This is a genomic window from Bradyrhizobium sp. USDA 4510, assembly GCF_054059095.1.
Genome location: NZ_JBSSBT010000001.1, coordinates 5,964,517 through 5,985,497, shown reverse-complemented (window position 1 = coordinate 5,985,497; position 20,981 = coordinate 5,964,517). Strand labels below are relative to the sequence as shown.

Sequence of the window (20,981 nt, the reverse complement as noted above, 5' to 3'; positions counted from 1 at the left end):
ATTGCTGCGGTGGGCAAGGAACGAAAAGCCCTCGGCTTGATTGAACGTAAGCCGCCATGGTAGCACGCCACTGCATCACCATTGCGCAGATGGTCGGCGATACCAGATCTGAGAGGTCACGTGACTGCACCAAATCCTGCCGCCGGCAAACCCATCGATCCCGCCGCGCTCGCCAATGTGCCGCGGCTGGTCACGGCCTATTTTGCCGGCAAGCCCGACGCCGGCGATCCCGCCCAGCGGGTTGCGTTCGGCACCTCGGGCCATCGCGGCTCGTCGCTGAAGAATTCCTTCAACGAGGACCATATCCTCGCCACCACGCAGGCGATCTGCGATTACCGGCGCGAGAAGGGTCTCACCGGGCCGCTGTTCATCGGCATCGACACCCATGCGCTGGCTGAGCCGGCGCTGGCCAGCGCGGTCGAGGTGTTCGCGGCCAACGGCGTCGAGATCATGATCGACGCGCAGGGCGGCTACACCCCGACGCCGGTGATCTCGCATGCGATTCTGAGCTACAACAAGGGCCGTAGCGCGGGCCTCGCCGACGGCGTCGTCATCACGCCGTCACACAACCCGCCGGAGGACGGCGGCTACAAGTACAATCCACCGCATGGTGGTCCGGCCGACACCGACGTCACCGCCGTGGTCGAGAAGAACGCCAACCGCTACATCGAGGCCGGCCTCAAGGGCGTCGCGCGGCTGTCCTATGATCGCGCGCGCAAGGCGGCGACCACGCATCTGCACGATTATATCACGCCCTATGTCGCCGATCTCGGCAACACCGTCGATCTCGCGCTGATCAAGTCTGCCGGCGTCAAGATCGGCATCGACCCGCTCGGCGGCGCGGCGGTGCACTACTGGCAGCCGATCATCGCGCGCTATGGCATCAACGCGTCAGTCGTCAACGAGGCGGTCGATCCGACCTTCCGCTTCATGACCGCGGACTGGGACGGCAAGATCCGGATGGACTGCTCGTCGCCTTATGCGATGGCGAGCCTGATCGGGATGCGCGACCGTTTCGACGTCGCTTTCGCCAACGACACCGACGCCGACCGCCACGGCATCGTGACCCGCTCGAACGGGCTGATGAACCCGAACCACTTCCTTGCCACCGCGATCGCCTATCTGTTCGCGCACCGGCCGCAATGGAGCAAGGACGCCGCGATCGGCAAGACCATCGTGTCGAGCTCGATCATCGATCGCGTGGCGAAGAAGCTGGGCCGCAAGCTGGTCGAGACGCCGGTCGGCTTCAAATGGTTCGTCGACGGGCTCGGCAGCGGCGGCTTCGGCTTTGCCGGCGAGGAGAGCGCGGGCGCTTCGTTCCTGAAGCGCGACGGCTCGGTGTGGACCACCGACAAGGACGGCATCATCCTCGGCCTCTTGGCAGCCGAGATCATCGCCAGGACCGGCCGCGATCCGAGCGAATTGTTCGGCGAGCTGACCGCCGAACTCGGCGTTCCCTATTACGAGCGCATCGATGTGGCGGCGACGCCGAAGCAGAAGAACGCGCTGAAGGCGCTCGGGCCCGAGCAGCTCAACATGACGCAGCTCGCCGGCGATGCCGTGCGCGCGGTCAGGACCAAGGCGCCGGGCAACGACCAGCCGTTCGGCGGCATCAAGGTCGAGAGCGAGGCGGGCTGGTTCGCCGCGCGTCCCTCCGGCACCGAGGATGTCTACAAGATCTACGCCGAGAGCTTCCGCGGGCCGGATCATCTGAAGCAGATCCAGGGCGATGCGCAGGCCGCGATCGCCAAGGTGTTCTGAAAGGCGCGGGCCGGGCAGAATTCATGCGAATATTGTTGACCGGCTCCTCCGGCTGGCTCGGCCGTTTCCTCGCGCCGCGGCTTCGACAGGCCGGCCATGATGTGGTCGGTCTCGACGTCGTCCCGGGCGAGGCGACCGATGTCACAGGCTCGGTAGCCGAACGATCGGTGGTCGAGCGTGTGTTCGCGGATTACGGCATCGAGGCCGTGATCCATGGCGGCGCGCTGCACAAGCCCGACATCGCGCGGTTCGCGCCGCAGGCCTTTGTCGACGTCAACGTCACAGGCACGCTCAATTTGCTGCAGGCAGCAGTGGCTGCCGGCCACGACCGTTTCGTCTTCACCTCGACGACCTCGCTGATGATTTCGCAGGCGATCCGCGACGAGGAAGGCCATGCTGCGGTGTGGCTCGACGAGACGACAGGACCGCTTGAGCCGCGCAACATCTACGGCGTGACAAAACTCGCCGCTGAAGGGCTGTGCCGCCTGTATAGCCGCGAGCACGGGCTGAACTGCGCGGTGCTGCGCACCAGCCGCTTCTTCCCGGAGGATGACGACACCATCCGTGACATCCATGGCGAGAACATGAAGGCGACCGAGCTGCTGTACCGCCGCCTCACGGTCGAGGACGCCGCCGATGCCCATGTCGTGGCGCTCGACAAGATCCGCGGCTTCGAGGTCTTTGTGATCAGCGCGCCGACGCCGTTCAAGCGTGGCGATGTCGCCGACCTGAAGACGGACGCGGCCGGGGTCATCGCGCGCACATTCCCCGATGCGCCGGCGCTGTTCGCGCGGCGTGGCTGGCGCCTGCCGAAATCGATCGGCCGGATCTACGATGCCGGCAAGGCCGAACGGCTGCTCGGCTTCCGCGCCGGCACGGATTTCGCAGCGGTGCTCGGCGCCTTGCGCAGCGGCGCGCCGCTTCCCTTTGCGCACGATCCCGATTATGTCTCGCCGTCAACGAGGCTCGCAAATGGCTGATTTCCACGGCGTCTTTCCGTACCTGGTGTCCCCGGTCGACCCTGCCGGCCATGTCCGCACCGAGGTGCTGGGCCGGCTCTGCGACGATCTGGTCAAGGCCGGCGTCCACGGCCTGACGCCGCTCGGCTCGACCGGCGAATTCGCCTACCTCAACAATGCGCAGCGCATGCAGGTGGTGGCGACCACGATCGAGGCCGCGCAGGGCCGCGTGCCGGTGGTCGCCGGCGTCGCCTCGACCTCGACGGCGGATGCGGTGGCGCAGGCCAAGGCCTACCAGAAGCGCGGCGCGACCGGCATTCTCGCGATCATGGAGGCGTATTTTCCGGTCGGTGATGCGCAGGTGGAAGCCTATTTCCGCGCCATCGCCGACGCCGTCGACATTCCGGTCGTGATCTATACCAATCCGAATTTCCAGCGCTCCGACCTCACGCTTGACGTCATCGCGCGGCTCGCCGGGCATCCGCGCATCGGTTACATCAAGGACGCGTCGACCAACACCGGGCGGCTGCTGTCGATCATGAACCGTTGCGGCGACAGCCTGAAAGTGTTCTCGGCCTCCGCCCATATTCCGGCCGCGGTGATGCTGATCGGCGGCCATGGCTGGATGGCGGGCCCGGCCTGCATCATCCCGCGGCAAAGCGTCGAGCTCTACAATCTGTGCCGCCGCACCCGCTGGGATGAGGCGATGGCCCTGCAGCGCAAGCTGTGGCGCATCAACGAGGCGTTTGCCCGCTTCAACCTCGCCGCCTGCATCAAGGCCGGGCTCGCGAGCCAGGGCTACGACGTCGGCGATCCCGTGCCGCCGCAGGCGCCGCTCACGGCCGAGCAGCGCAAGGTGGTCGAGGCGGCGTTGCGCGATCTGGCCTGAAGCCGTCGGGGACTGCGCGGCAAAATGCCGGGCAATCCGCCTTGGCCATGCCGGAAACCTCCGCTTGGTCAGCGCGTTTGTTGCGTGGAGCACAGCAATGAATCGGCGTACCGTCCTTGTACTGGCCGTGATCGCGGCCATTCTGCTGATATTCGCGGCCGGCAGCATCCGTCAGGCGCCGTGGAGCGGCCCGGCTGCCCGCGCGGTCGCCGAGCGCGGCGCGCTGTCGGATGCCGAAAAGGCCAATGTCGAGATCTTCGAGAAGGTCTCGCCGTCGGTCGTGCAGGTGGTGACGCAAACCGCCGCCAATCCGCTGAGCGAGGAGCAGGAGGGCGGCGCGGCGTCGGGCACCGGCATTGTTTGGGACAATGACGGCCACGTCGTCACCAACAATCACGTGGTGCAGAACGCAAGCCAGGTCGCGATCCGCTTTGCCTCCGGCGAAGCGGTGCGCGCCGAAATCGTCGGCACGGCGCCGAACTACGACCTGGCGGTGCTGCGCATCCGCAGCGCGCGCAAGCTGCCGCCGTCACTGGCGCTCGGCAGCTCGGCCGATCTCAAGGTCGGCCAGTTTGCCTATGCGATCGGCAACCCGTTCGGGCTCGATCAATCGATGTCCAGCGGCATCATCAGCGCGCTCAAGCGCCGGCTGCCGACCTCGAGCGGGCGCGAGATCTCCAATGTGATCCAGACCGACACCGCGATCAATCCGGGCAATTCGGGCGGCCCGTTGCTCGATTCCGCCGGCCGGCTGATCGGCGTGACCACGGCGATCCTGTCGCCGTCGGGCTCGAATGCCGGCATCGGCTTTGCGATCCCGGTCGACATCGTCAATCGCGTGGTGCCCGAGCTGATCCGCAACGGCCGCGTGCCGACGCCGGGGATCGGCATCGTGACCGCGAATGAGGCGGTCGCCACGCGTATCGGTGCCGAAGGATTGATCGTGGTGCGCACGACACCGGGGTCGCCGGCCGAGCGCGCCGGGATACGCGGGGTCGACATGTCGACCGGTGAGCTCGGCGACGTGATCACCGCGGTCGACGGCAAGCCGGTGCACCGGCTCTCCGATCTGGCCGACCAGCTCGAGCAGATCGGGGTCGGCAAGAAAGTGCGGCTCAGCGTGAACCGCGACGGCTCGGCGCGCGATGTCGAGGTCGCCATCGTCGATATCGGCCGGGCGCAATGATGTCGTCACTGGCCTGACGCGTGCCACCGGATTGTGCTTCCGCGCGCCGCGCGACGACACGCCTGTCCTCTGGCCGGCGCTGTGGTTGTCAGGCCGCCAAAATCCGCTAAAACCGCCGCCAAATTCTCTGGAAATTCTTGGAAGCTCGAAGGACCCTCTGATGAACATTCTTCCCGGCAATATGCGTTTTGGTGCGGGCCAGCCAGTCAAGCGTCTGGAAGACCAGCGGCTGGTCACCGGGAAGGGGCATTTCATCGACGACAAGCCGCAGGACGGCGCGCTCTGGCTGCACGTGCTGCGCTCGCCGCACGCCCACGCCAACATCAAGGCGATCGACGCCAGGGCGGCGCTGGAGATGCCGGGCGTCAAGGCCGTCTATACCGGCGCCGACCTCGTCAAGGACGATATCGGCACGCTGCCGACGCTTGCGATCTTCAAGCGGCCCGACGGCTCGCCGATGACCGTGCCGCCACGGCGCCTGCTGGCGCATGATGTGGTGCGTTACGCGGGCGAGGGCGTCGCGGCTGTGGTCGCGACCTCGCGGGTGCTGGCGCAGACCGCGGCCGAGGCGATCGAGATCGATTACGAGGTGCTGCCCTCGGTGGTTGATCCGGTCGAGGCGATCAAGCCCGGTGCGCCGGCGGTCTGGCCGGAGGCGCCCGACAACATCGTGGCCGCGATGAGCTATGGCGATGCCGCCAAGGTCGAGGAAGCCTTCGCCAACGCCGCGCACAAGGTGTCGCTCGACCTGGTCAGCCAGCGCCTGGTGCCGTCGGCGATGGAGCCGCGCTCGACCATTGCCGAGATCGAGAAGAAGACCGGCCGGCTGATTCTGCACGTGCAGTCGCAGACTCCGGGTTCGACCCGCGACCTCTTGGCGGAATCGATCCTGAAGCGGCCGAAGGACAGCGTGCGCGTGCTGGTCGGCGACATCGGCGGCGGCTTCGGCCAGAAGACCAGCCTGTATCCGGAAGACGGCATCGTCGCCTACGCCGCGACCAAGCTGAACGAGAAGATCCGCTGGCGCGGCGACCGCACCGACGAGTTCGTCGGCGGCACCCATGGCCGAGACCTGACCTCGACCGGCGAGTTCGCGCTCGATGCCAAGGGCCGCGTGCTGGCCTACCGGGTGCGCTCGATCGGCGGCACCGGGGCCTATTCGTCGGGCACCGCCAACATCATTCCGCTGGTGCTCGGCCCGTTCGTGCAGACCGGCGTCTACGACCTGCCGCTGGTGCATTTCGAGGTGAAGTCGGTGATGACCCACACCGCGCCGGTCGGCGCCTATCGCGGCGCCGGCAGGCCCGAGGCGGTGTTCATCGTCGAGCGGCTGTTCGACGCCGCCGCGCGCCAGATCGGCATGGACCCGCGCACCATCCGTAAGGTCAACTACATCAAGCCGGCGCAGCTGCCCTACACCAATGCAGTCGGGCAGGTGTACGATTCCGGTGCCTTCGCGCACATGCTGGAGCGCGCGTCTGATTTGGCCGACTGGAACGGCTTTGCCGCACGCAAGAAGGCGGCGAAGAAGAAGGGCCTGCTCTACGGCCGCGGTCTCACCAGCTACATCGAATGGACCGGCGGCCGCGCCCACACCGAGAACGTCTCGCTGCACGCGACCGCCGAAGGCCGCGTCATCCTGCACTCCGGCACGATGGCGATGGGGCAGGGCCTCGCCACCACCTACACCCAGATGATCGCTGATACGCTCGGCATCGCGATGGACAAGATCGACGTGATCCAGGGCGACACGGACCTCGCCACGGGCTTCGGCAGCGTCGGCTCGCGTTCGCTGTTCGTCGGCGGCACCGCGGTTGCGGTCTCCACCAACGACATGATCAGCAAGGCGCGCGACAAGGCCTCCAATTTGCTGGAAGCCTCCGTTGAGGACATCGAGTATCGCGACGGCTTCCTCACCGTGGTCGGCACCGACAGGCGCATCAGCCTGTTCGAGATCGCGGCGAAGGAAAACGGCGCAAAGCTCTCGGTCGAGAGCGAGGGCAATGTCGACGGGCCGAGCTGGCCGAACGGCACGCATATCTGCGAGGTCGAGATCGATCCGGAGACCGGCGTCACGCGGGTGGTGCGCTACACCACGGTCGACGACGTCGGCGTCGCCGTCAATCCGATGCTGGTGACGGGGCAGGTGCATGGCGGCGTTGTCCAGGGCATTGGCCAAGCACTCTACGAGGGCGTGGCCTATAGCGAGGAAGGCCAGCTGCTGACCGCGAGCTATCAGGACTATTGCATCCCGCGCGCGGACGACATTCCGCCGATCACGGTGACGCTCGATGGCTCCGCGCCGTGCAAGACCAACCCGCTAGGCGCCAAGGGCTGCGGCGAGTCCGGCGCGATCGGCGGGCCGCCCTGCATCACCAACGGCGTGATGGATGCGCTGAGCGAGGTCGGGATCACCCAGCTGAACACGCCGCTGACGCCGTCGAAGATCTGGCAGGCGATCCGCGACGCGAAGGTGGGGGCGGCATAGGCCGCGCTTTCTCCTCCACCGTCATTCCGGGGCGCGCGTTGGCGCGAACCCGGAATCTCGCGCTACAACATCGAGGTTCCCCGGTGCGCAATTGCGCACCTGAGGTTCATCGCTCTGCGATGCCCCGGAACGACGGTGCCCTATAACCCCAACACCATCTTCGCGATGATGTCGCGCTGGATCTCGGATGATCCGCCGAAGATCGTATAGGCGCGGCCGTTGAGATATTCCGGCACCACCGGCAGCAGTTCTTCGGGGATCGCCGGCTCGTGGTTGAGCCGGTAGAACGGACGCGCCGGCTCGACGGCAAGCCCGTCCTGGCCGATCACGTCGACGCCGAGCCGCGTCACCGCCTGGCGGATCTCGCTGACCCTGAGCTTGATCAGCGACGACACCGCGCCCGGATTCTGCCCGGTCTGCAGCGCCGACAGCACCCTGAGCTCGGTCATCTCGAGCGCGTCGATATCGACCTCGACCTCCGACATCCGGATCGCAATATCGGGATCCTCGATGGCGCGGCCGGTGACCTCGGAGTCAGCGAGATCGGTGATCGTCTTCAGCGCCTCGCGCAGCTTGGCCGACGCGATGCCGGAGCCGCGCTCGAATTCGAGCAGATACTTGCCGTAGGTCCAGCCCTTGCCTTCCTCGCCGACGCGGTTGGCGACGGGCACGCGGACGTCGTCGAAGAACACCTGGTTGACCTCGTGGTCGCCGCCGATGGTCAGGATCGGGCGCGTGGTGATGCCCGGCGTCTTCATGTCGATCAGGATGAAGCTGATGCCGTCCTGCTGCCGCTCGCCGTCATTGGTGCGCACCAGCGCGAACATGCGGTTGGCGTGATGCGCATGCGTGGTCCAGATCTTGGTGCCGTTGATGATGTAGTCGTCGCCGTCGCGCACCGCGCGGGTCTTCAGCGAGGCGAGGTCGGAGCCCGAGCCCGGCTCGGAATAGCCCTGGCACCAGTAATCCTCGCCGGAGAGAATTCGCGGGAGGTAAAAGTTCTGCTGCTCGGGCGAGCCGAACCCGATGATGACGGGGCCGACCATCTTCACGCCCATCACGTTGACATTGGGCACGCCGGCGCGCGCGCATTCGGCCTCGAAGATCCAGCGCTGTGCCGGTGTCCAGTCCGGTCCGCCATGCTCCACCGGCCAGCCCGGCGCACCCCAGCCCTTCTTGTGAAGCGCGCGCTGCCAGGCCATGCCGATGTCGGGATCGGAGAACACCGACGGCGTCAGCGCGGTGGCGCGCTTCATCTCCGGCGTCAGGCTGCCGGCAATGAAATCGCGGACTTCCTGCTCGAAAGCGCGTTCCTCGGCACTGAAGGTGAGATCCATGGTGCGCTCTCCGTTAGGCGTGGGCGCGGCCGCTGAGCGCGGCGTGGCGGCGATAATGATGGGCGCTGTTGCCGAACAGCGTATCGAAGGCGAGCAGCCGCTTGAAATAGGCGCCGATGTCGAGCTCCTCGGTGACGCCCATCGCGCCGTGCAGCTGCACCGCCTGTTCGGCGACGAAGCGCGCGCATTTGCCGATCTTCGCTTTGGCGCCGGACGCCGCACGGCTGCGGGCCACGGGCTCGGCATTGGCCATCAGCGCGGCGCGCAACGCCATCGAGCGCGCCTCGTCGACCTGCATCGCCACGTCGGCGAGGCGATGGCGGATCACCTGGTTGGCCGATAGCGGCCGGCCGAACTGCTTGCGGATCTTGGTATATTCGAGCGTGGTGTCGAGCAGCGTCTGCATGATGCCGACCGCCTCGGCGCCGAGCGCGGCCATCGCGCGGTCGACCACGGTTTCGATCGCGGGTAGCGCATCGCTGCCGTCGCCGAGCAGCGCATCGGCGGGCAATTGCACATCCCTGAGATCGAGATTGCAGCCGCGCCCGCCGCCGAGCCGCGCGTAGTCGCGCAGCGTGAGCCCGGGCGTTTTCGCCGGCACCAGGAACAGGCCAAGCTTGCCGGATGCACCATTGGCGTTGGCGATACGGGCCGAGACGATGATCTGGTCGGCTGAAGCGCCGTCGAGTACGGCGATCTTGCTGCCGTTCAGGCGCCACCCGTCGGCGGTCTTGCTGGCCGTGGTGTCGACATGAGCGAGATCGAAGCGCGCGGCGCGCTCGGAATGCGCGAAGGTGAGCGTAAGCTTGCCCTCGGCAACATCAGGCAGGATCGCCTGCTTCTGCGTCTCGGTGCCGCATTCGGCAACCAGCGCGGCGCCGATCACGACCGTGGAGAGGAAGGGCTCGGACACCAGCCCGCGGCCGAACGCTTCCATCAACAGTCCGACCTCGATCGCGCCGCCGCCGAGCCCGCCATGGGCTTCGCTGATCGGCAGCGCCAGCCAGCCGAGCTCGGCGAACTGTTTCCAGATCGCGGGCGAATAGCCCAGCGGATCGTTCGCCGCTTTCTTGCGATGATCCGGGGTAAAAGTTTCCGCCACGAAGCGGTCGGCACTTTCGCGCAGCAGGCGCTGCTCGTCGCTGAGGGTGAGGTCCATCTGGCTTGCTACACGTTGGCGGTTTTCTTGACGGAGGGATGCAGACCCGCGGGGTCCACCACCATGCCGAATTCCTGAAGGTTGTGGGCGTGGCAGAGCTGATGCAGCGCGAAGGCCTGATCGATCGCGGCAGGCTGCCCCATGATGTCGATCGAGCGGTTCACCGCCTCCTTGGAAAGCTTCAGCGCAAAGGCGGGCTTGGCGGCGATCCGCCGTGCCAGCGCCAGCGTGAACGACGAGAGATCGCCGCGCGGCACCACGTGATTGACCATGCCGAGGCGATGCGCCTCGTCGGCACTCCAGACATCGGCGGTGAACAGCATCTCCTTGGCCTTGCGCGCGCCGAGCTCCCAGGGATGCACGAACCACTCGACGCCGCAGACGCCCATCGTCACGACGGGGTCGCAGAACTCGGCATCGTTGCTGGCAACGATCAGGTCGCAGGCCCAGGCCAGCATCAGTCCGCCGGCGATGCACTTGCCGTGCACCTCGGCGATCGTCGGCTTTGCCAGATTGCGCCAGCGCCTTGTGATCTGCAGGTAGATCTCCTGCTCGCGCGCGAAGCGGCCATGGGCGTTCGGCTCGGCGAAGCCGCCCCAATTTCCGACTGGCGGGAAATCGACCCCGGCCTGGTTCTTGGCCCCTGGCCTGAGATCGTGACCGGCCGAGAAATGCGGGCCGTTGCCGGCGAGGATGATGACCTTGACCGCGTCGTCCTGCACCGCTCGGTCGAAGGCGGCGTTGAGGTCGTAGGTCATTTGCAGGTTCTGGGCGTTGCGGGCCTCGGGGCGGTTCATCACGATCCGCGCAATCGCGGGCTCGGGCCGTTCGACAACAATCGTCTCGAATTGTTCAGACGCCAATGGATCCTCCCGCGATCGATTTTTTCGCCATGATGAACGGCGCGGGCAAGGATAGGCAAGCGTCATCATCCGCAAAAGAAGCCGCGAAATCCGCCGCACGGGATTATCCGGCGAAAATCTGTTACGCTGACGCAGAATCCACCCGGGGAGGACCATCTTCATGCGCAAGCTTTGGACCGTGCTCGCAGCGCTGGCGACATTGAGCCTGACCAACTGCGGCTACAACGCGATCCAGACCAGTGACGAGCAGGTCAAGTCGAGCTGGTCGGAGGTGGTGAACCAGTACCAGCGGCGCGCCGATCTCGTGCCCAACCTGGTCAACTCCGTGAAGGGCTTTGCGCAGCAGGAGAAGGACGTGCTGCTCGGCGTCACCAACGCGCGCGCCAAGGTCGGCAGCATCCAGGCAACGCCGGAGGTGCTCAACGACCCGGCCGCGTTCCAGAAGTTCACGCAGGCGCAGGGCGAACTGACCAGCGCGCTGTCGCGGCTGCTGGTCGTCACCGAAAACTATCCGCAGCTGAAATCGGACGCGCTGTTCCGCGACCTGATGGCGCAGCTCGAGGGCACCGAGAACCGCATCACGGTGGCGCGCAATCGCTACATCAAGGCAGTGCAGGACTACAACGTCGGCATCCGCACCTTCCCGAACAATCTGACAGCGATGGCGTTCGGCTACAAGGAGAAGCCCAACTTCACGGTCGACAATGAAAAGGAAATATCGACCGCGCCGAAGGTCGATTTCAATAATCCGTCACCGGCTCCCGCGCCGTCGAAATAGCGCCGGCGCGCGCGCATCGCGATGACCGCCGCACGCGTCATCCTGCTCGCCTTCCTGCTGGGCTTCGTGTGCCCGGCATGGGCCGAGGTCGCAGTGCCTCCGCTCACCGGCCGCGTCGTCGACCAGACCGGGACGCTGTCGGCGAGCGATGTCGCCTCGCTCACCGACCGGCTGAAGGATCTGGAAGCCCGCAAGGGCAGCCAGATCGCGGTCTTGATCGTGCCGAGCACGGGCGAGGAAACCATCGAGCAGTTCTCGATCCGCGTGGCCGAGGCCTGGAAGATCGGGCGCAAGAAGGTCGACGACGGTGCGCTCCTAGTCGTCGCCAAGAACGACCGGCACTTGCGCATCGAGGTCGGCTATGGCCTCGAAGGCGTGCTGAGCGATGCCGTCACCCATCGCATCATCGACGAAGACATCACGCCGAAATTCAAGGCCGGCGATTTCGCTGGCGGCATCTCGGCCGGCGTCGACCGGATGATCCGCCTGATCAATGGCGAGCAATTGCCGGCGCCGGAGCCCGAGCATTGGCAAGGGCCGAACCTGGTCGACTTCGCCAATCCGGTGACGATCTTTATCGTCATCATCGTGGCCGGCGTGTTGCGCGGGATACTGGGGCGGTTGTTGGGCTCGGTCGCGACCGGCGGTGTCGTCGGCGTCTTCACCTGGATGGTAGCCGGCTCGCTCGCCACGGCGCTGGTGGTCGGCCTGTTCGCCGCCGTCGCGGCGCTGATCTTCGGCGGATTGAACTTCGGCGGTCCGACGGCAGGCTCGGGACCGTACCGGCGCGGCGGCGGTTATTCCGGCGGCGGGGGCTGGAGCAGCGGCTCGAGCTCGAGCGATAGCGGCGGCTTCAGCGGCGGAGGCGGCAGCTTCGGCGGCGGCGGCGCCTCGGGGAGCTGGTAGGCATGGGCATCAAGCGCATCGGCAAGCATCTGCTCGAGCACCGCTGGCGGGTGCGGCGTGATTTTCCGCCGCGCGTGCTCGACGCCATCGAGCGGGCGATCAAGGCCGGTGAGGCCACTCATTCCGGCCAGATCCGTTTCGTCGTCGAGGGCGCGCTCGACGGCGTGCCGCTGTTCCGCAATCAGCCTGCGCGGGAGCGCGCGCTCGACGTGTTCTCGCATTTGCGGATCTGGGACACCGATCACAACAATGGCGTCCTGATCTATCTGTTGCTCGCCGACCGCGACGTCGAGATCGTCGCCGACCGCGGCATCGACGCGAAGGTCGGCCATGCCGGCTGGGAGGCGATCTGCCGCACGATGGAAACGGATTTCCGGGCCGGCCGGTTCGAGCAGGGCGTGATCAAGGGGATCGAGGCGGTGTCGCGCGAGCTGGCAAAGCATTTCCCGCCACCGGCCGGCCCGAACGAGCTGCCGGACAAGCCGGTGGTGATTTAGGGACTGAGTGGTCGGGTGCTCTTCATCCTCCCCTGGAGGGGGAGGATCGACGCGAATGCAATGAGCGGCGAGGTGGGGTGAAGGTCTCTCCGCGTGAACGCTACCCGAGGGGAGAGATCACCCCACCTCGGTTCGCATTGCGCTACGCTTCATGCGAACCGATCCTCCCCCTCGAGGGGAGGATAAGACGACCGCCTTTTACGCCTTCACCGATGCCCGCGCGCCGACGCGGTTGAACCAGGCGACGATGTTGGCGTTCGACTGGTCCAGCGGCTGGCCGACCTGGTTGCCGAAATCGAGCCAGCAATAGAGCAGCATGTCGGCGAGCGTGAAGCGCTTGCCGCAGATGTAGTCGCGGCCGTCGGCCATCTGGTCGTCAAGCCATTTGATGCGGTTGGCGGCGATCATCTTCAGGCCGGGCGAGGCTTCGGGCGCAACGGGAATGCGCTTCTCGAAGAATTTCAGCGCTTCGCCGAAGCGGTAGCCGTTGGCGAGCGGCTCGGCGATGTTGAGATCGACGCGGCGCGTCCACATCCGGCATTCCGCGCGCTCTTCCGGCGTGGTGCCGATCATCGCGGGCGAGGGGTGCTTCTCCTCGAGATATTCGCAGATCGCCGTGATCTCGGAGAGGTAGTTGCCGCAGTCGAGCTCGAGCGCCGGCATCTGGCCGTGCGGATTGCGTTTCAGGTGTTCCGTCTCGCGGTTCTCGCCCTTGCGCAGGTCGACGGCCTGTTTGGGTATCTCGATGCCCTTCTCCGCCATGAACATGCGCACGATGCGCGGATTGGGTCCGATCGAGTCGTAAAGCTTCATGATCCTCGCTCCCTGTTTCTTCAACGTTGTTGTTGCCGCTGTTGAACAGGCCGGGCGCGGATTTGTCAAATGTGAAGGCGCTCGGTCGCCCGAACGTCATTGCGACCCGTTGGCTCGCAACGACGGGGAGTCACTGAGCTCAATCGTCGAGCTTGTTGAGGTCGCGCACCGACTGCATGATCGGCTCGAAATTCGAGCGCGCATCGAGTGCATCGAACAGTTGCGCGGTGTCCTCGAGCAGGCCGTGCGAGCGCTGCAGCGCGATCCGCACATCGTCCTGTGGCGTGTCGGACAGCCGGCCATGTCCCGACAGCAGGATCTTCGAGTTGAGGCCCTTCAGCCGCTCCAGCGACTGGATATAGTCGGCGATCGAGCCGGAGCCGAACACGCCGCCCATCACGCCGCCGGGCATCAGCGTGTCGGCGGCGAACAGCAGGCCCTTGTCCTGGTCGAACAGCGTGATGCAGGCCGAGGTGTGGCCGGGCGTGTACATCACGTTGAGGCGGAAATTGCCGAGGTCGATCAGGTTGCCTTCCTCGAGCCAGATGTCGATATCGATCGGCACGTTCGGCTCGTTGAACATCTTGCGCAGCATCGAGAAATCGTCGCGCAGCATGATCTTGTTGGCGGCGAGCCGGTGCGCGGCGACGTAGGCGCTGCCGTGGAAATGGTACGCCGCGCCGATGTGGTCGAGATGCTCATGGCTCAGCACCACCATGTCGACCATCTCGGGCGTCACCCCGAGATGGTTGAGACAGGCGACGAGCGACGGATAATTGCTCGACAGTCCGACGTCGATCATGATGGTCCGTTTGCTGCCGCGCACCAGATAGGCGTTCGCCGCACGGTTCTTGAAGCGGATCTGATAGACGTCGTCGGCGGCCTGGATCAGCGTTGCGACCTCGGCGTCGAACAGCGTCTTGAACGGGCTTGGCTTGCGGTCGCTCATGGGGTTGCCGCCGTCCGGTAAGTGACCGCGTTGGATGCGCGCAGGCGCTTCGAGAGCGCATCCATCACCATCAGCGCGAACGCCGGCTGCTGGCTGACCAGATAGACGAAGCGGGCGTGGTTGATCCGCATCACCCGCGTTGCGGGCGCGGAGGCGATGGCGGTCGCCGAGCGCGCCGAGCCGTCGATCACGGCCATCTCGCCGAAGAACTCGCCCTTGCCGAGGCTGACGATAACAGTCTTGTTTCCGCGATCGATCTTGGCGATGTCGACCTTGCCGTCGAGCACGACAAACAGCTCGCGGCCGGTCGAGCCTTCCTCAAAGATGACGTCATCGACACCAAATTCCTTGATGCATTTCTCGATCGTCATGGCGCTCTCCTGCCTTCTGGCTGGAAGATGACGGTATGTTAATCGGGAAAGCGCCGCGCGCAAACGGAAGCGGCGCAGATTGCCGCAGGGCAGCATCGCCTAAATCCGGCCCGGAAAACTCCCTAAAATTTAGGTAATGGCGGAGCGGGGTAACCATTTCGCAAGCAATAAAAGTTACCGAATTGTCAACCTAGTCTGGAGACTTTGAACGTGAGTGAGCAGCAGAGCGAGCCGGTCAGCGGTCAAACCGGCGCCGAAATGGCGGCGAAAAGCGAGCCCGTGATGGCCGCGACCGGTGTCGAAGCTCCCCGGCTTGCGCCCGAGCAGGAAGAGACGTCGCCAAAGGCGGACGCGCCCCGGATGGACGCGCCCAAGGTTGAACCCTCGAAGGTTGAACCCTCAAAGGTTGAACCGCCCAAGATCGAGTCCATGATCGAGCCGAAGGTCGAGGCCAAGGTCGAGCCGACCAATATGGACGTGCCCAGGGTCGCGACCGGCAAGCGGGAAGAGCCGCATTTTCCGGGCAAGCTGATGATCATGGCGCCGGGTGACCGCACCTGGGACCATGAGGCGACCGCATCCAGGCCAGGCGCCGAACAGGCGGCCAAGGCGGCAGGCAAGCCGGCCGGCACGCGCCGGATCGGCGCGATGGCCGCGGTGATCGCGCTGGCGACCGTGGCCGGCGCCATCGGCGGTGCGCTCGCGACCGCGGGGCTCGGCCATCTCGCCGCCCCCGCTGCTGCCTCCGTCAGGGATGTGGCTGCCAAGGACGCCGCCGCCAACAAGGAGGCGGCCGATGCCGCGCTCGCCCGGATCGAATCCGAGGTCGCCGCGCTGAAGGCCAGCGTCGAGCAGACCGCCAAGGCCGGCCAGGCCCAGTTCAGCAAGACCAATGACCGGATCGAGAAGGTCGAGAAGGCCCAGGCCGACCCGATGGCCAAGCTCAACAAGCTCAGCGAGGCGGTCGACAAGCTCCGCGCCGCGCCGCAGACCACCGTCGCCGCGGCGACGCCCGCCCGCGAGGTCACGGGCTCGATCACCCCGGCGACTGCCGCGGCGGCGCCGGCCGCCCCCAGGCCAGAGGTCGGCCGCCTGCCGGTGGTCGACGGCTGGTCGCTGCGCGACGTCGGCAATGGCGGCGCGCTGATCGAAGGCCGCGGCGGCATCTACGAGGTTTACGCGGGCGACCCCGTCCCCGGTCTCGGCCGCGTCGATGCCATCCGCAAGCAGGACGGCCGTTGGGTGGTCGTCACCAGCAAGGGCCTGATCGTTTCGCGCTGATCTCCGCAACCCGACAACACCAAGGCGCTTCACCACGATGTGAAGCGCCTTTTTTTCTTGAATAGGGTTTGCCGCGCGGTGTTAGTGGGGGCATGAGCCGCGCGCTGAAATGCCTTCTGGTGATGTCCGTTCTGCTCTGCGGCGCCGCGCCTGGACGTGCCGCCGAGGATCGCGCGCTCGAGCGCGGCGCGGCGGTTATCGATCCCGCCATTCTGCGCGAGCTCGATCACGGCCGCTTCAACCTCGGCCGGATGCTCGCGCCGAAGCGTTCCGCCGACACGCCGCTGTCCAGCCGTGATCTGTTCGGGCTCGCCGCGATGGTTCCGGTGCGCGAGGCGCTGGATCGCGAGTTCGATCGCTATGTCGCAAAGCATAAAGCAAGCCTGCCGAATGAGAGCATCGGCATCGGCGACGGCTTCGCGTTTCAGCTGTTCGATCGCGCGCTACTTGAATCCTCCGACGTCCGCTTCGTGCTGTCAGGCATCGTCAACCGCATGGACCGCGCCTATGTGGCGCCGAAAGATTGCGGCGAGATCCGGTTGATCTACCGGCTGACCCGTACCGATGTGTCGCCGATCGGCGAGAAGGCGGTGTCGCAGCGGCTGCCGATGACGCTGAACCTCGTGCTGAAGGCGAAAGGCGACGGCAACGACGCATCGCTCGGCTGCCGCGAAATCGCGCGGCGCTGGCTCGCGACCGGCAGCGCGCCGCCGGCGATGGAGAAGTTGCTCGGCAAGGATGGTCCGCTCGACCTGATCGATGCGCGCAATATCGATCGTATCGAGACCAATCTGCAGATCGCGCACGCGCCGAAATCCGCGGTGCGCGATTTCCGCACCGACTATCTGCTCAAAGTGTTCGATTATGACGGCGTGGCAAAACGGTTTGCCGAAGCGCCGCTGGAGAACCAGATCGATCGCGACCGTATTCTGGCGGACGGGGCACTGAGGCGCGACTTCAAGGCGTGGTTGCTCGATCCCAAACATCTTGCCGAGCTCGATCGCGGCACCTTGCTGATCCCCGATCGCTTCCTCGCGACCGTAGCGGTCGCGCCGACGCCGACTGGTTTCGATGTCAGCGAGCTGGAGCCCGAATTCGGCATGGTGCAGGGTGAGGGCACGGCCGGCAATGCGGTGTTCTCCGATGGTGACGTCGTCGGCGCCCTGCAGAAGGCTGCGGCCGACGGAACGAAGCTGCAAAACATCCAGTCGCTGGCCGGCTTCGAGCGGCGCCTCAACGATGTCACCTGCGCGGGCTGTCACCAGACCCGCGGCATCGGCGGCTTCCATTTCCCCGGCGTCGACTGGATGGCGGCAAAGCCGTCGAACTCCACCGTGGTGCCGGCCTCGCCGCATTTCTTCGGCGACCAGCCTCGCCGCCGCGATATCCTCGCAAGCTTCCGCGACGGCAAGGCGCCGGACTTTTCGCGCGGCTTCTCCAACCGGCCGCAGCAGCGCGGCAGCGCGGAACTTGCCGGCACCGAATACAGCGACGGCTGGGGCGCGCATTGCTATCTGCCGGGCGCGAGGCCCGCCGAGACCGACCGCAGCTTCCGCGGCTGGACCTGCGCCGACGGCCTTGCCTGCCAGGTTGCCGGGAAGGCCTCGCGCATCGGCATGTGCTTCGTGAAGGGCCGGTGATTTCCGCCGGAACCGAAGCCGCTGCGCGTCATTATTCGATGCTACATTCCACGTTGCGACCATGCCCCGAACAGCCCAGCCTTGAGCGGAGACCGGCCGATGAGTGCTCCCGAGGACGACAAGCAGCGCGACCGCGAGATCGCGGCCAACGAGGCCGAGCGTCAGGCGGTCAGCGCCGTCCGCGTCAGCAGCTGGGCGATCGGGCTCGCGGTCATCCTCGGCATCATCGTTGTGGTCCTGGTCTGGGCCTGGATGAAAAGATAGCTTTCTAGGCGTTGGATGCCTGCGATGGAATGCTCGCTGACCTAGTAGATGGGGTAACGGGCCGGCCGCCCGCTCGCTACGGCGCAATTTGGAAGCGCGCTCGCGAGCGGCCTGTTGGTTGGAAGGCGGTCGTCCCTCAAACTGATGGTGTTCAACGGAGTCGGGCAAGCCCGCTCCAAGCATCATTAAGGGACGACCATGTACCACTATGCAGGAATTGACGTGTCTTTGGAATGCTCGAGCGTTTGCCTTGTCGATGGGACAGGCAAGATTTTGCGCGAGACGAAGGTTGCGAGCGAGCCGGCGGCGCTGATCGCCTGGTTCCGGTCGCTGGGTCTGGTACTGGAACGGATCGGGCTGGAGGCAGGCCCCTTGTCGCAATGGCTGTATGCGGGTCTGCGAGACGCAGGGCTTGCGGTCGAGCTGCTGGAAACGCGGCACGTTCGCGAAGCCTTCAAGTCGATGCCGGTGAAGACGGACCGCAACGATGCCCGCCGGATCGCGCAGTTGATGCGGCTCGGCTGGTTCCGGCCGGTGCACTGCAAGTCGGTCGCGGCGCAGGAGACCCGCGCCATCCTGACGGCGCGCAAGCTGCTGCAATCCAAGCTTCGCGATGTCGAGAACAGCCTGCGCGGCATACTTCGCGGTTTTGGCCTGAAGGTCGGTGCGACCACCGAGCGCACGTTCGCCGGACGCATCCGCGAGCTCGTGACCGGCCATCCCGGACTGGAGTTGGTCGCGGCGGCGCTGCTCCAAGCCCATGCGGTGCTGCTGCGGGAGTTCAAGAGCCTGGACAAGCACACCCAGAAGCTCGCCAGGACGCATCCATCCGCCAAGCTCCTGATGACAACGCCGTCCGTTGGTCCGATCGTGGCGCTCACCTATGCCGCGGCGATCGACGACCCGAAGCGCTTCCGCTCCTCGAAGGCCACGGGAGCCCACTTTGGGCTCACCCCGAAGAAGTACCAGTCCGGTGAGACCGACTACACCGGCCGCATCAGCAAGATCGGGGATGCCTCCGTGCGCGAGGCACTCTACCAGGCAGCTCACGTCATGCTGACCAAGCCGGTCAAGAATTGCTCGGCATTGAAGAGCTGGGCGATGCGGATCGCCCGGCGCGCAGGCATGCGCAAGGCCAAGGTAGCGCTGGCTCGCAAGCTCGCCGTGATCCTGCATCGCATGCTCGCCGACACCAAACCGTTCAACCCGATGACCAAGGCCATCTAGCCAGGAGCAGCAATCGGTTCCGGGCGGGCCACGACACCAGGCTCTCCCCGAGCGAAGTCCCTCCGCTGGGACGATGGATCCGGTCAGGCCGCCATCCGGGAAGTGGCTCACGACCACGCAATCCGTAGATTGGCCGGCCGGCTCCTCAATGCACCCCATCAGGCGACGGCCTTCGCGCCGATCCCGTACAGAAGCAAGTGCCCGGCGAGTGGATGACGCGAAAAGGGATTGACTAACCAAGGCCCGTTACAGAAGCCCGGATGGAGCGAAGCGAAATCCGGGATTGCGTGATCCGATTGCGAGACTTGTCCCGGATTTCGCTTCGCTCCATCCGGGCTACTCACGAAGGTGGTTAGTTCGCTACGCCACCGCGCCCGACGCGCGCAGCTTCTGGATCGTGGCCTCGTCGTAGCCGGCCTGGCGCAGGATCTCGTCGGAATGCTCGCCGACCTCGGGCGGTTTGCGCGGCTGCACCTTCCTCGCGCCGTCGATGAAGATCGGGCTGTTGACGGTCAGCATGGTGTCGTTCTCGAAGCGCACCAGCACCTCGTTCTCGATCATCTGCTTGTCGTTCGGGATGTCGTCGAGGATGCCGACGACGCCGAACACGAGACCGTTGCCGTCGAGGATCTTGCGCCATTCGGCGAGGTCCTTGCCGGCGAACACCTCGTCGAAGATCTTGATCAGCTCGACCGAGCGCGCATGGCGGTCCGCCTTGGTGGCGAAGCGCGGATCGGCGACGAGATCCTCGCGGCCCATGCAGCGCGCCAGCGTTGGCCATTGCCGGTCTTCGTTGAGCAGCGACAGGATCAGCCAGCGGCCGTCCTTGCACTTATAGTGGTTGGTGACCGCGTTCAGCGCCTCCTCGCGCGGCTTGCGCTTCTTGAACTTGGCGCCGGCGAGCTTGGCCTGCGCCAGCACGCCATTGGCCCAGACGCCGTTGGCCATCAGATTGGTCGAGACGTGCGAGCCCTTGCCGGTCTTCTCGCGCTGGAACAGCGCGGTGACGATCGCGCCGTAGAACGCCATCGCGCAGGGGTGATCGCCCATGCCGGCGACGGAACGGGCCGGCGTGGTCTCCTCGTCGGCGCGCACGAGATCCATTAGGCCGGAGCGGGCCCAATAGGCGTTGGAGTCGAAGCCGGGCTTGTTGGCCTCTTCGCCCTTCTCGCCATAGCCGGTGAAGGACGCGTAGATCAGCCGGTCGTTGAGATGGGCAAGATGGTCGTAGGTGATGCCGAGCTTTGCGCGCACCTGCGGCGGCATGTTGGTGATGAACACGTCGGCCTCGGCGACGAGCTTGTACAGCACCTGCTGCGCGTCAGGCTTGGTGAGGTCGAGCGCGAGGCTCTTCTTGTTGCGGGCCTCCAGCATCCACGCGAAATTGTGCTCGCTCGATGGATAGCCGGGCAGATTGGGCAGATTGCGATAGGGATCGCCGGCGCCGGGCGGCTCGATCTTGATGACGTCGGCGCCGAAGTCGGACAGCACGGTGGCGGCCGCGGGTGCCGCGATGAAGCTCGCGCAGTCCAGGACCTTGAGCCCGTCAAAAATGCCTTTTTCCATCGTGCCGTCGCTCCCGTGGCGCTTGTTGGTGTTTTTCCGGTAGCTGG

General features: G+C 65.8%; 19 protein-coding genes. 12 read left to right on the top strand and 7 right to left on the bottom strand.

Annotation, left to right across the window (positions count from 1 at the left end; genetic code table 11):
• The first annotated feature begins 120 nt into the window (after window positions 1–120).
• From pgm to ACVMDN_RS27860, 5 genes are all read left to right on the top strand, one after another.
• Window positions 121–1,761 carry a phosphoglucomutase (alpha-D-glucose-1,6-bisphosphate-dependent) gene (pgm, locus tag ACVMDN_RS27880; protein ID WP_076830698.1) on the top strand — a complete coding sequence of 547 codons (1,641 nt, stop codon included), beginning with the start codon at window positions 121–123 and terminating at the stop codon, window positions 1,759–1,761.
• Window positions 1,762–1,784: 23 nt separating this feature from the next.
• Complete coding sequence (locus ACVMDN_RS27875; protein WP_076830700.1) at window positions 1,785–2,741, top strand: NAD-dependent epimerase/dehydratase family protein; 957 nt, start codon at window positions 1,785–1,787, stop codon at window positions 2,739–2,741.
• On the top strand, window positions 2,734–3,609 hold the full coding sequence (locus ACVMDN_RS27870) for a dihydrodipicolinate synthase family protein (protein ID WP_057019254.1): 876 nt from the start codon (window positions 2,734–2,736) through the stop codon (window positions 3,607–3,609). The genes ACVMDN_RS27875 and ACVMDN_RS27870 overlap by 8 nt, the downstream gene beginning before the upstream one ends.
• Before the next feature lie 97 nt (window positions 3,610–3,706).
• Window positions 3,707–4,795 carry a S1C family serine protease gene (locus ACVMDN_RS27865; RefSeq protein ID WP_076830790.1) on the top strand — a complete coding sequence of 363 codons (1,089 nt, stop codon included), beginning with the start codon at window positions 3,707–3,709 and terminating at the stop codon, window positions 4,793–4,795.
• 160 nt (window positions 4,796–4,955) lie between these two features.
• Window positions 4,956–7,283, top strand: a complete 2,328-nt coding sequence (locus tag ACVMDN_RS27860; protein ID WP_076830703.1) for a xanthine dehydrogenase family protein molybdopterin-binding subunit — start codon at window positions 4,956–4,958, stop codon at window positions 7,281–7,283.
• 140 nt (window positions 7,284–7,423) lie between these two features.
• Here the strand turns inward: ACVMDN_RS27860 and ACVMDN_RS27855 are convergent, their stop codons facing one another.
• From ACVMDN_RS27855 to ACVMDN_RS27845, 3 genes are read right to left on the bottom strand one after another with little or no spacing between them, the layout of a single operon-like run.
• Window positions 7,424–8,620 carry an acyl-CoA dehydrogenase family protein gene (locus tag ACVMDN_RS27855; RefSeq protein WP_141342655.1) on the bottom strand — a complete coding sequence of 399 codons (1,197 nt, stop codon included), beginning with the start codon at window positions 8,618–8,620 and terminating at the stop codon, window positions 7,424–7,426.
• A 13-nt stretch (window positions 8,621–8,633) separates the two neighbouring features.
• A complete protein-coding gene (locus tag ACVMDN_RS27850) occupies window positions 8,634–9,779 on the bottom strand; it encodes an acyl-CoA dehydrogenase family protein (RefSeq protein WP_076830709.1) in 1,146 nt (381 codons plus the stop codon).
• Window positions 9,780–9,787: 8 nt separating this feature from the next.
• Window positions 9,788–10,642 (bottom strand): enoyl-CoA hydratase, encoded by an 855-nt coding sequence (locus ACVMDN_RS27845; RefSeq protein ID WP_038386235.1) that lies wholly within the window; start codon window positions 10,640–10,642, stop codon window positions 9,788–9,790.
• Window positions 10,643–10,802: 160 nt separating this feature from the next.
• Here ACVMDN_RS27845 and ACVMDN_RS27840 point away from each other — a divergent pair, with 160 nt between their 5' ends.
• From ACVMDN_RS27840 to ACVMDN_RS27830, 3 genes are read left to right on the top strand one after another with little or no spacing between them, the layout of a single operon-like run.
• Complete coding sequence (locus ACVMDN_RS27840) at window positions 10,803–11,420, top strand: LemA family protein (RefSeq protein ID WP_028334935.1); 618 nt, start codon at window positions 10,803–10,805, stop codon at window positions 11,418–11,420.
• A 21-nt stretch (window positions 11,421–11,441) separates the two neighbouring features.
• Window positions 11,442–12,326: a TPM domain-containing protein gene (locus ACVMDN_RS27835; RefSeq protein WP_076830712.1), complete on the top strand. Its 885-nt coding sequence runs from the start codon at window positions 11,442–11,444 to the stop codon at window positions 12,324–12,326.
• Between the two features lie 2 nt (window positions 12,327–12,328).
• The gene (locus ACVMDN_RS27830; RefSeq protein WP_057019261.1) at window positions 12,329–12,823 is read left to right on the top strand and encodes a TPM domain-containing protein; all 495 of its coding nucleotides are present in this window, start codon (window positions 12,329–12,331) and stop codon (window positions 12,821–12,823) included.
• Between the two features lie 198 nt (window positions 12,824–13,021).
• On the opposite strand, the gene ACVMDN_RS27825 is transcribed toward ACVMDN_RS27830, so the two are convergent.
• From ACVMDN_RS27825 to ACVMDN_RS27815, 3 genes are all read right to left on the bottom strand, one after another.
• Entirely contained in the window at window positions 13,022–13,636 is a 615-nt protein-coding gene (locus ACVMDN_RS27825) for a glutathione S-transferase family protein (protein WP_076830713.1), read from the bottom strand.
• Between the two features lie 139 nt (window positions 13,637–13,775).
• Window positions 13,776–14,585: an MBL fold metallo-hydrolase gene (locus tag ACVMDN_RS27820; protein ID WP_057019263.1), complete on the bottom strand. Its 810-nt coding sequence runs from the start codon at window positions 14,583–14,585 to the stop codon at window positions 13,776–13,778.
• Window positions 14,582–14,956 carry a Crp/Fnr family transcriptional regulator gene (locus ACVMDN_RS27815; protein ID WP_018273297.1) on the bottom strand — a complete coding sequence of 125 codons (375 nt, stop codon included), beginning with the start codon at window positions 14,954–14,956 and terminating at the stop codon, window positions 14,582–14,584. Before ACVMDN_RS27815 ends, ACVMDN_RS27820 begins: the two co-directional genes overlap by 4 nt.
• A 204-nt stretch (window positions 14,957–15,160) precedes the next feature.
• On the opposite strand from ACVMDN_RS27815, the gene ACVMDN_RS27810 reads away from it, so the two are divergent.
• The 4 genes from ACVMDN_RS27810 to ACVMDN_RS27795 all read left to right on the top strand — a co-directional run bounded on the left by ACVMDN_RS27810 (window position 15,161) and on the right by ACVMDN_RS27795 (window position 19,368).
• Complete coding sequence (locus ACVMDN_RS27810; protein ID WP_076830716.1) at window positions 15,161–16,237, top strand: hypothetical protein; 1,077 nt, start codon at window positions 15,161–15,163, stop codon at window positions 16,235–16,237.
• 92 nt (window positions 16,238–16,329) lie between these two features.
• Window positions 16,330–17,877 (top strand): hypothetical protein, encoded by a 1,548-nt coding sequence (locus ACVMDN_RS27805; RefSeq protein ID WP_076830718.1) that lies wholly within the window; start codon window positions 16,330–16,332, stop codon window positions 17,875–17,877.
• A gap of 99 nt (window positions 17,878–17,976) precedes the next feature.
• Window positions 17,977–18,141, top strand: coding sequence for a hypothetical protein (locus ACVMDN_RS27800; protein WP_168855758.1), 165 nt, complete (start codon window positions 17,977–17,979; stop codon window positions 18,139–18,141).
• A 198-nt stretch (window positions 18,142–18,339) separates the two neighbouring features.
• The gene (locus ACVMDN_RS27795) at window positions 18,340–19,368 is read left to right on the top strand and encodes an IS110 family RNA-guided transposase (RefSeq protein WP_057016162.1); all 1,029 of its coding nucleotides are present in this window, start codon (window positions 18,340–18,342) and stop codon (window positions 19,366–19,368) included.
• Window positions 19,369–19,728: 360 nt separating this feature from the next.
• Here ACVMDN_RS27795 and ACVMDN_RS27790 read toward each other — a convergent pair whose 3' ends face one another.
• Entirely contained in the window at window positions 19,729–20,934 is a 1,206-nt protein-coding gene (locus tag ACVMDN_RS27790; RefSeq protein WP_057019265.1) for a CaiB/BaiF CoA transferase family protein, read from the bottom strand.
• Window positions 20,935–20,981: the final 47 nt, after the last annotated feature.

Bases quoted from the DNA above. Each gene is read 5' to 3' on its own strand.
- ACVMDN_RS27875 (WP_076830700.1), top strand. From the start codon at position 1,785: ATGCGAATATTGTTGACCGGCTCCTCCGGCTGGCTCGGCCGTTTCCTC.
- ACVMDN_RS27870 (WP_057019254.1), top strand. From the start codon at position 2,734: ATGGCTGATTTCCACGGCGTCTTTCCGTACCTGGTGTCCCCGGTCGAC.
- ACVMDN_RS27865 (WP_076830790.1), top strand. From the start codon at position 3,707: ATGAATCGGCGTACCGTCCTTGTACTGGCCGTGATCGCGGCCATTCTG.
- ACVMDN_RS27860 (WP_076830703.1), top strand. From the start codon at position 4,956: ATGAACATTCTTCCCGGCAATATGCGTTTTGGTGCGGGCCAGCCAGTC.
- ACVMDN_RS27855 (WP_141342655.1), bottom strand. From the start codon at position 8,620: ATGGATCTCACCTTCAGTGCCGAGGAACGCGCTTTCGAGCAGGAAGTC.
- ACVMDN_RS27850 (WP_076830709.1), bottom strand. From the start codon at position 9,779: ATGGACCTCACCCTCAGCGACGAGCAGCGCCTGCTGCGCGAAAGTGCC.
- ACVMDN_RS27840 (WP_028334935.1), top strand. From the start codon at position 10,803: ATGCGCAAGCTTTGGACCGTGCTCGCAGCGCTGGCGACATTGAGCCTG.
- ACVMDN_RS27835 (WP_076830712.1), top strand. From the start codon at position 11,442: ATGACCGCCGCACGCGTCATCCTGCTCGCCTTCCTGCTGGGCTTCGTG.
- ACVMDN_RS27830 (WP_057019261.1), top strand. From the start codon at position 12,329: ATGGGCATCAAGCGCATCGGCAAGCATCTGCTCGAGCACCGCTGGCGG.
- ACVMDN_RS27825 (WP_076830713.1), bottom strand. From the start codon at position 13,636: ATGAAGCTTTACGACTCGATCGGACCCAATCCGCGCATCGTGCGCATG.
- ACVMDN_RS27820 (WP_057019263.1), bottom strand. From the start codon at position 14,585: ATGAGCGACCGCAAGCCAAGCCCGTTCAAGACGCTGTTCGACGCCGAG.
- ACVMDN_RS27815 (WP_018273297.1), bottom strand. From the start codon at position 14,956: ATGACGATCGAGAAATGCATCAAGGAATTTGGTGTCGATGACGTCATC.
- ACVMDN_RS27805 (WP_076830718.1), top strand. From the start codon at position 16,330: ATGAGCCGCGCGCTGAAATGCCTTCTGGTGATGTCCGTTCTGCTCTGC.
- ACVMDN_RS27800 (WP_168855758.1), top strand. From the start codon at position 17,977: ATGAGTGCTCCCGAGGACGACAAGCAGCGCGACCGCGAGATCGCGGCC.
- ACVMDN_RS27795 (WP_057016162.1), top strand. From the start codon at position 18,340: ATGTACCACTATGCAGGAATTGACGTGTCTTTGGAATGCTCGAGCGTT.
- ACVMDN_RS27790 (WP_057019265.1), bottom strand. From the start codon at position 20,934: ATGGAAAAAGGCATTTTTGACGGGCTCAAGGTCCTGGACTGCGCGAGC.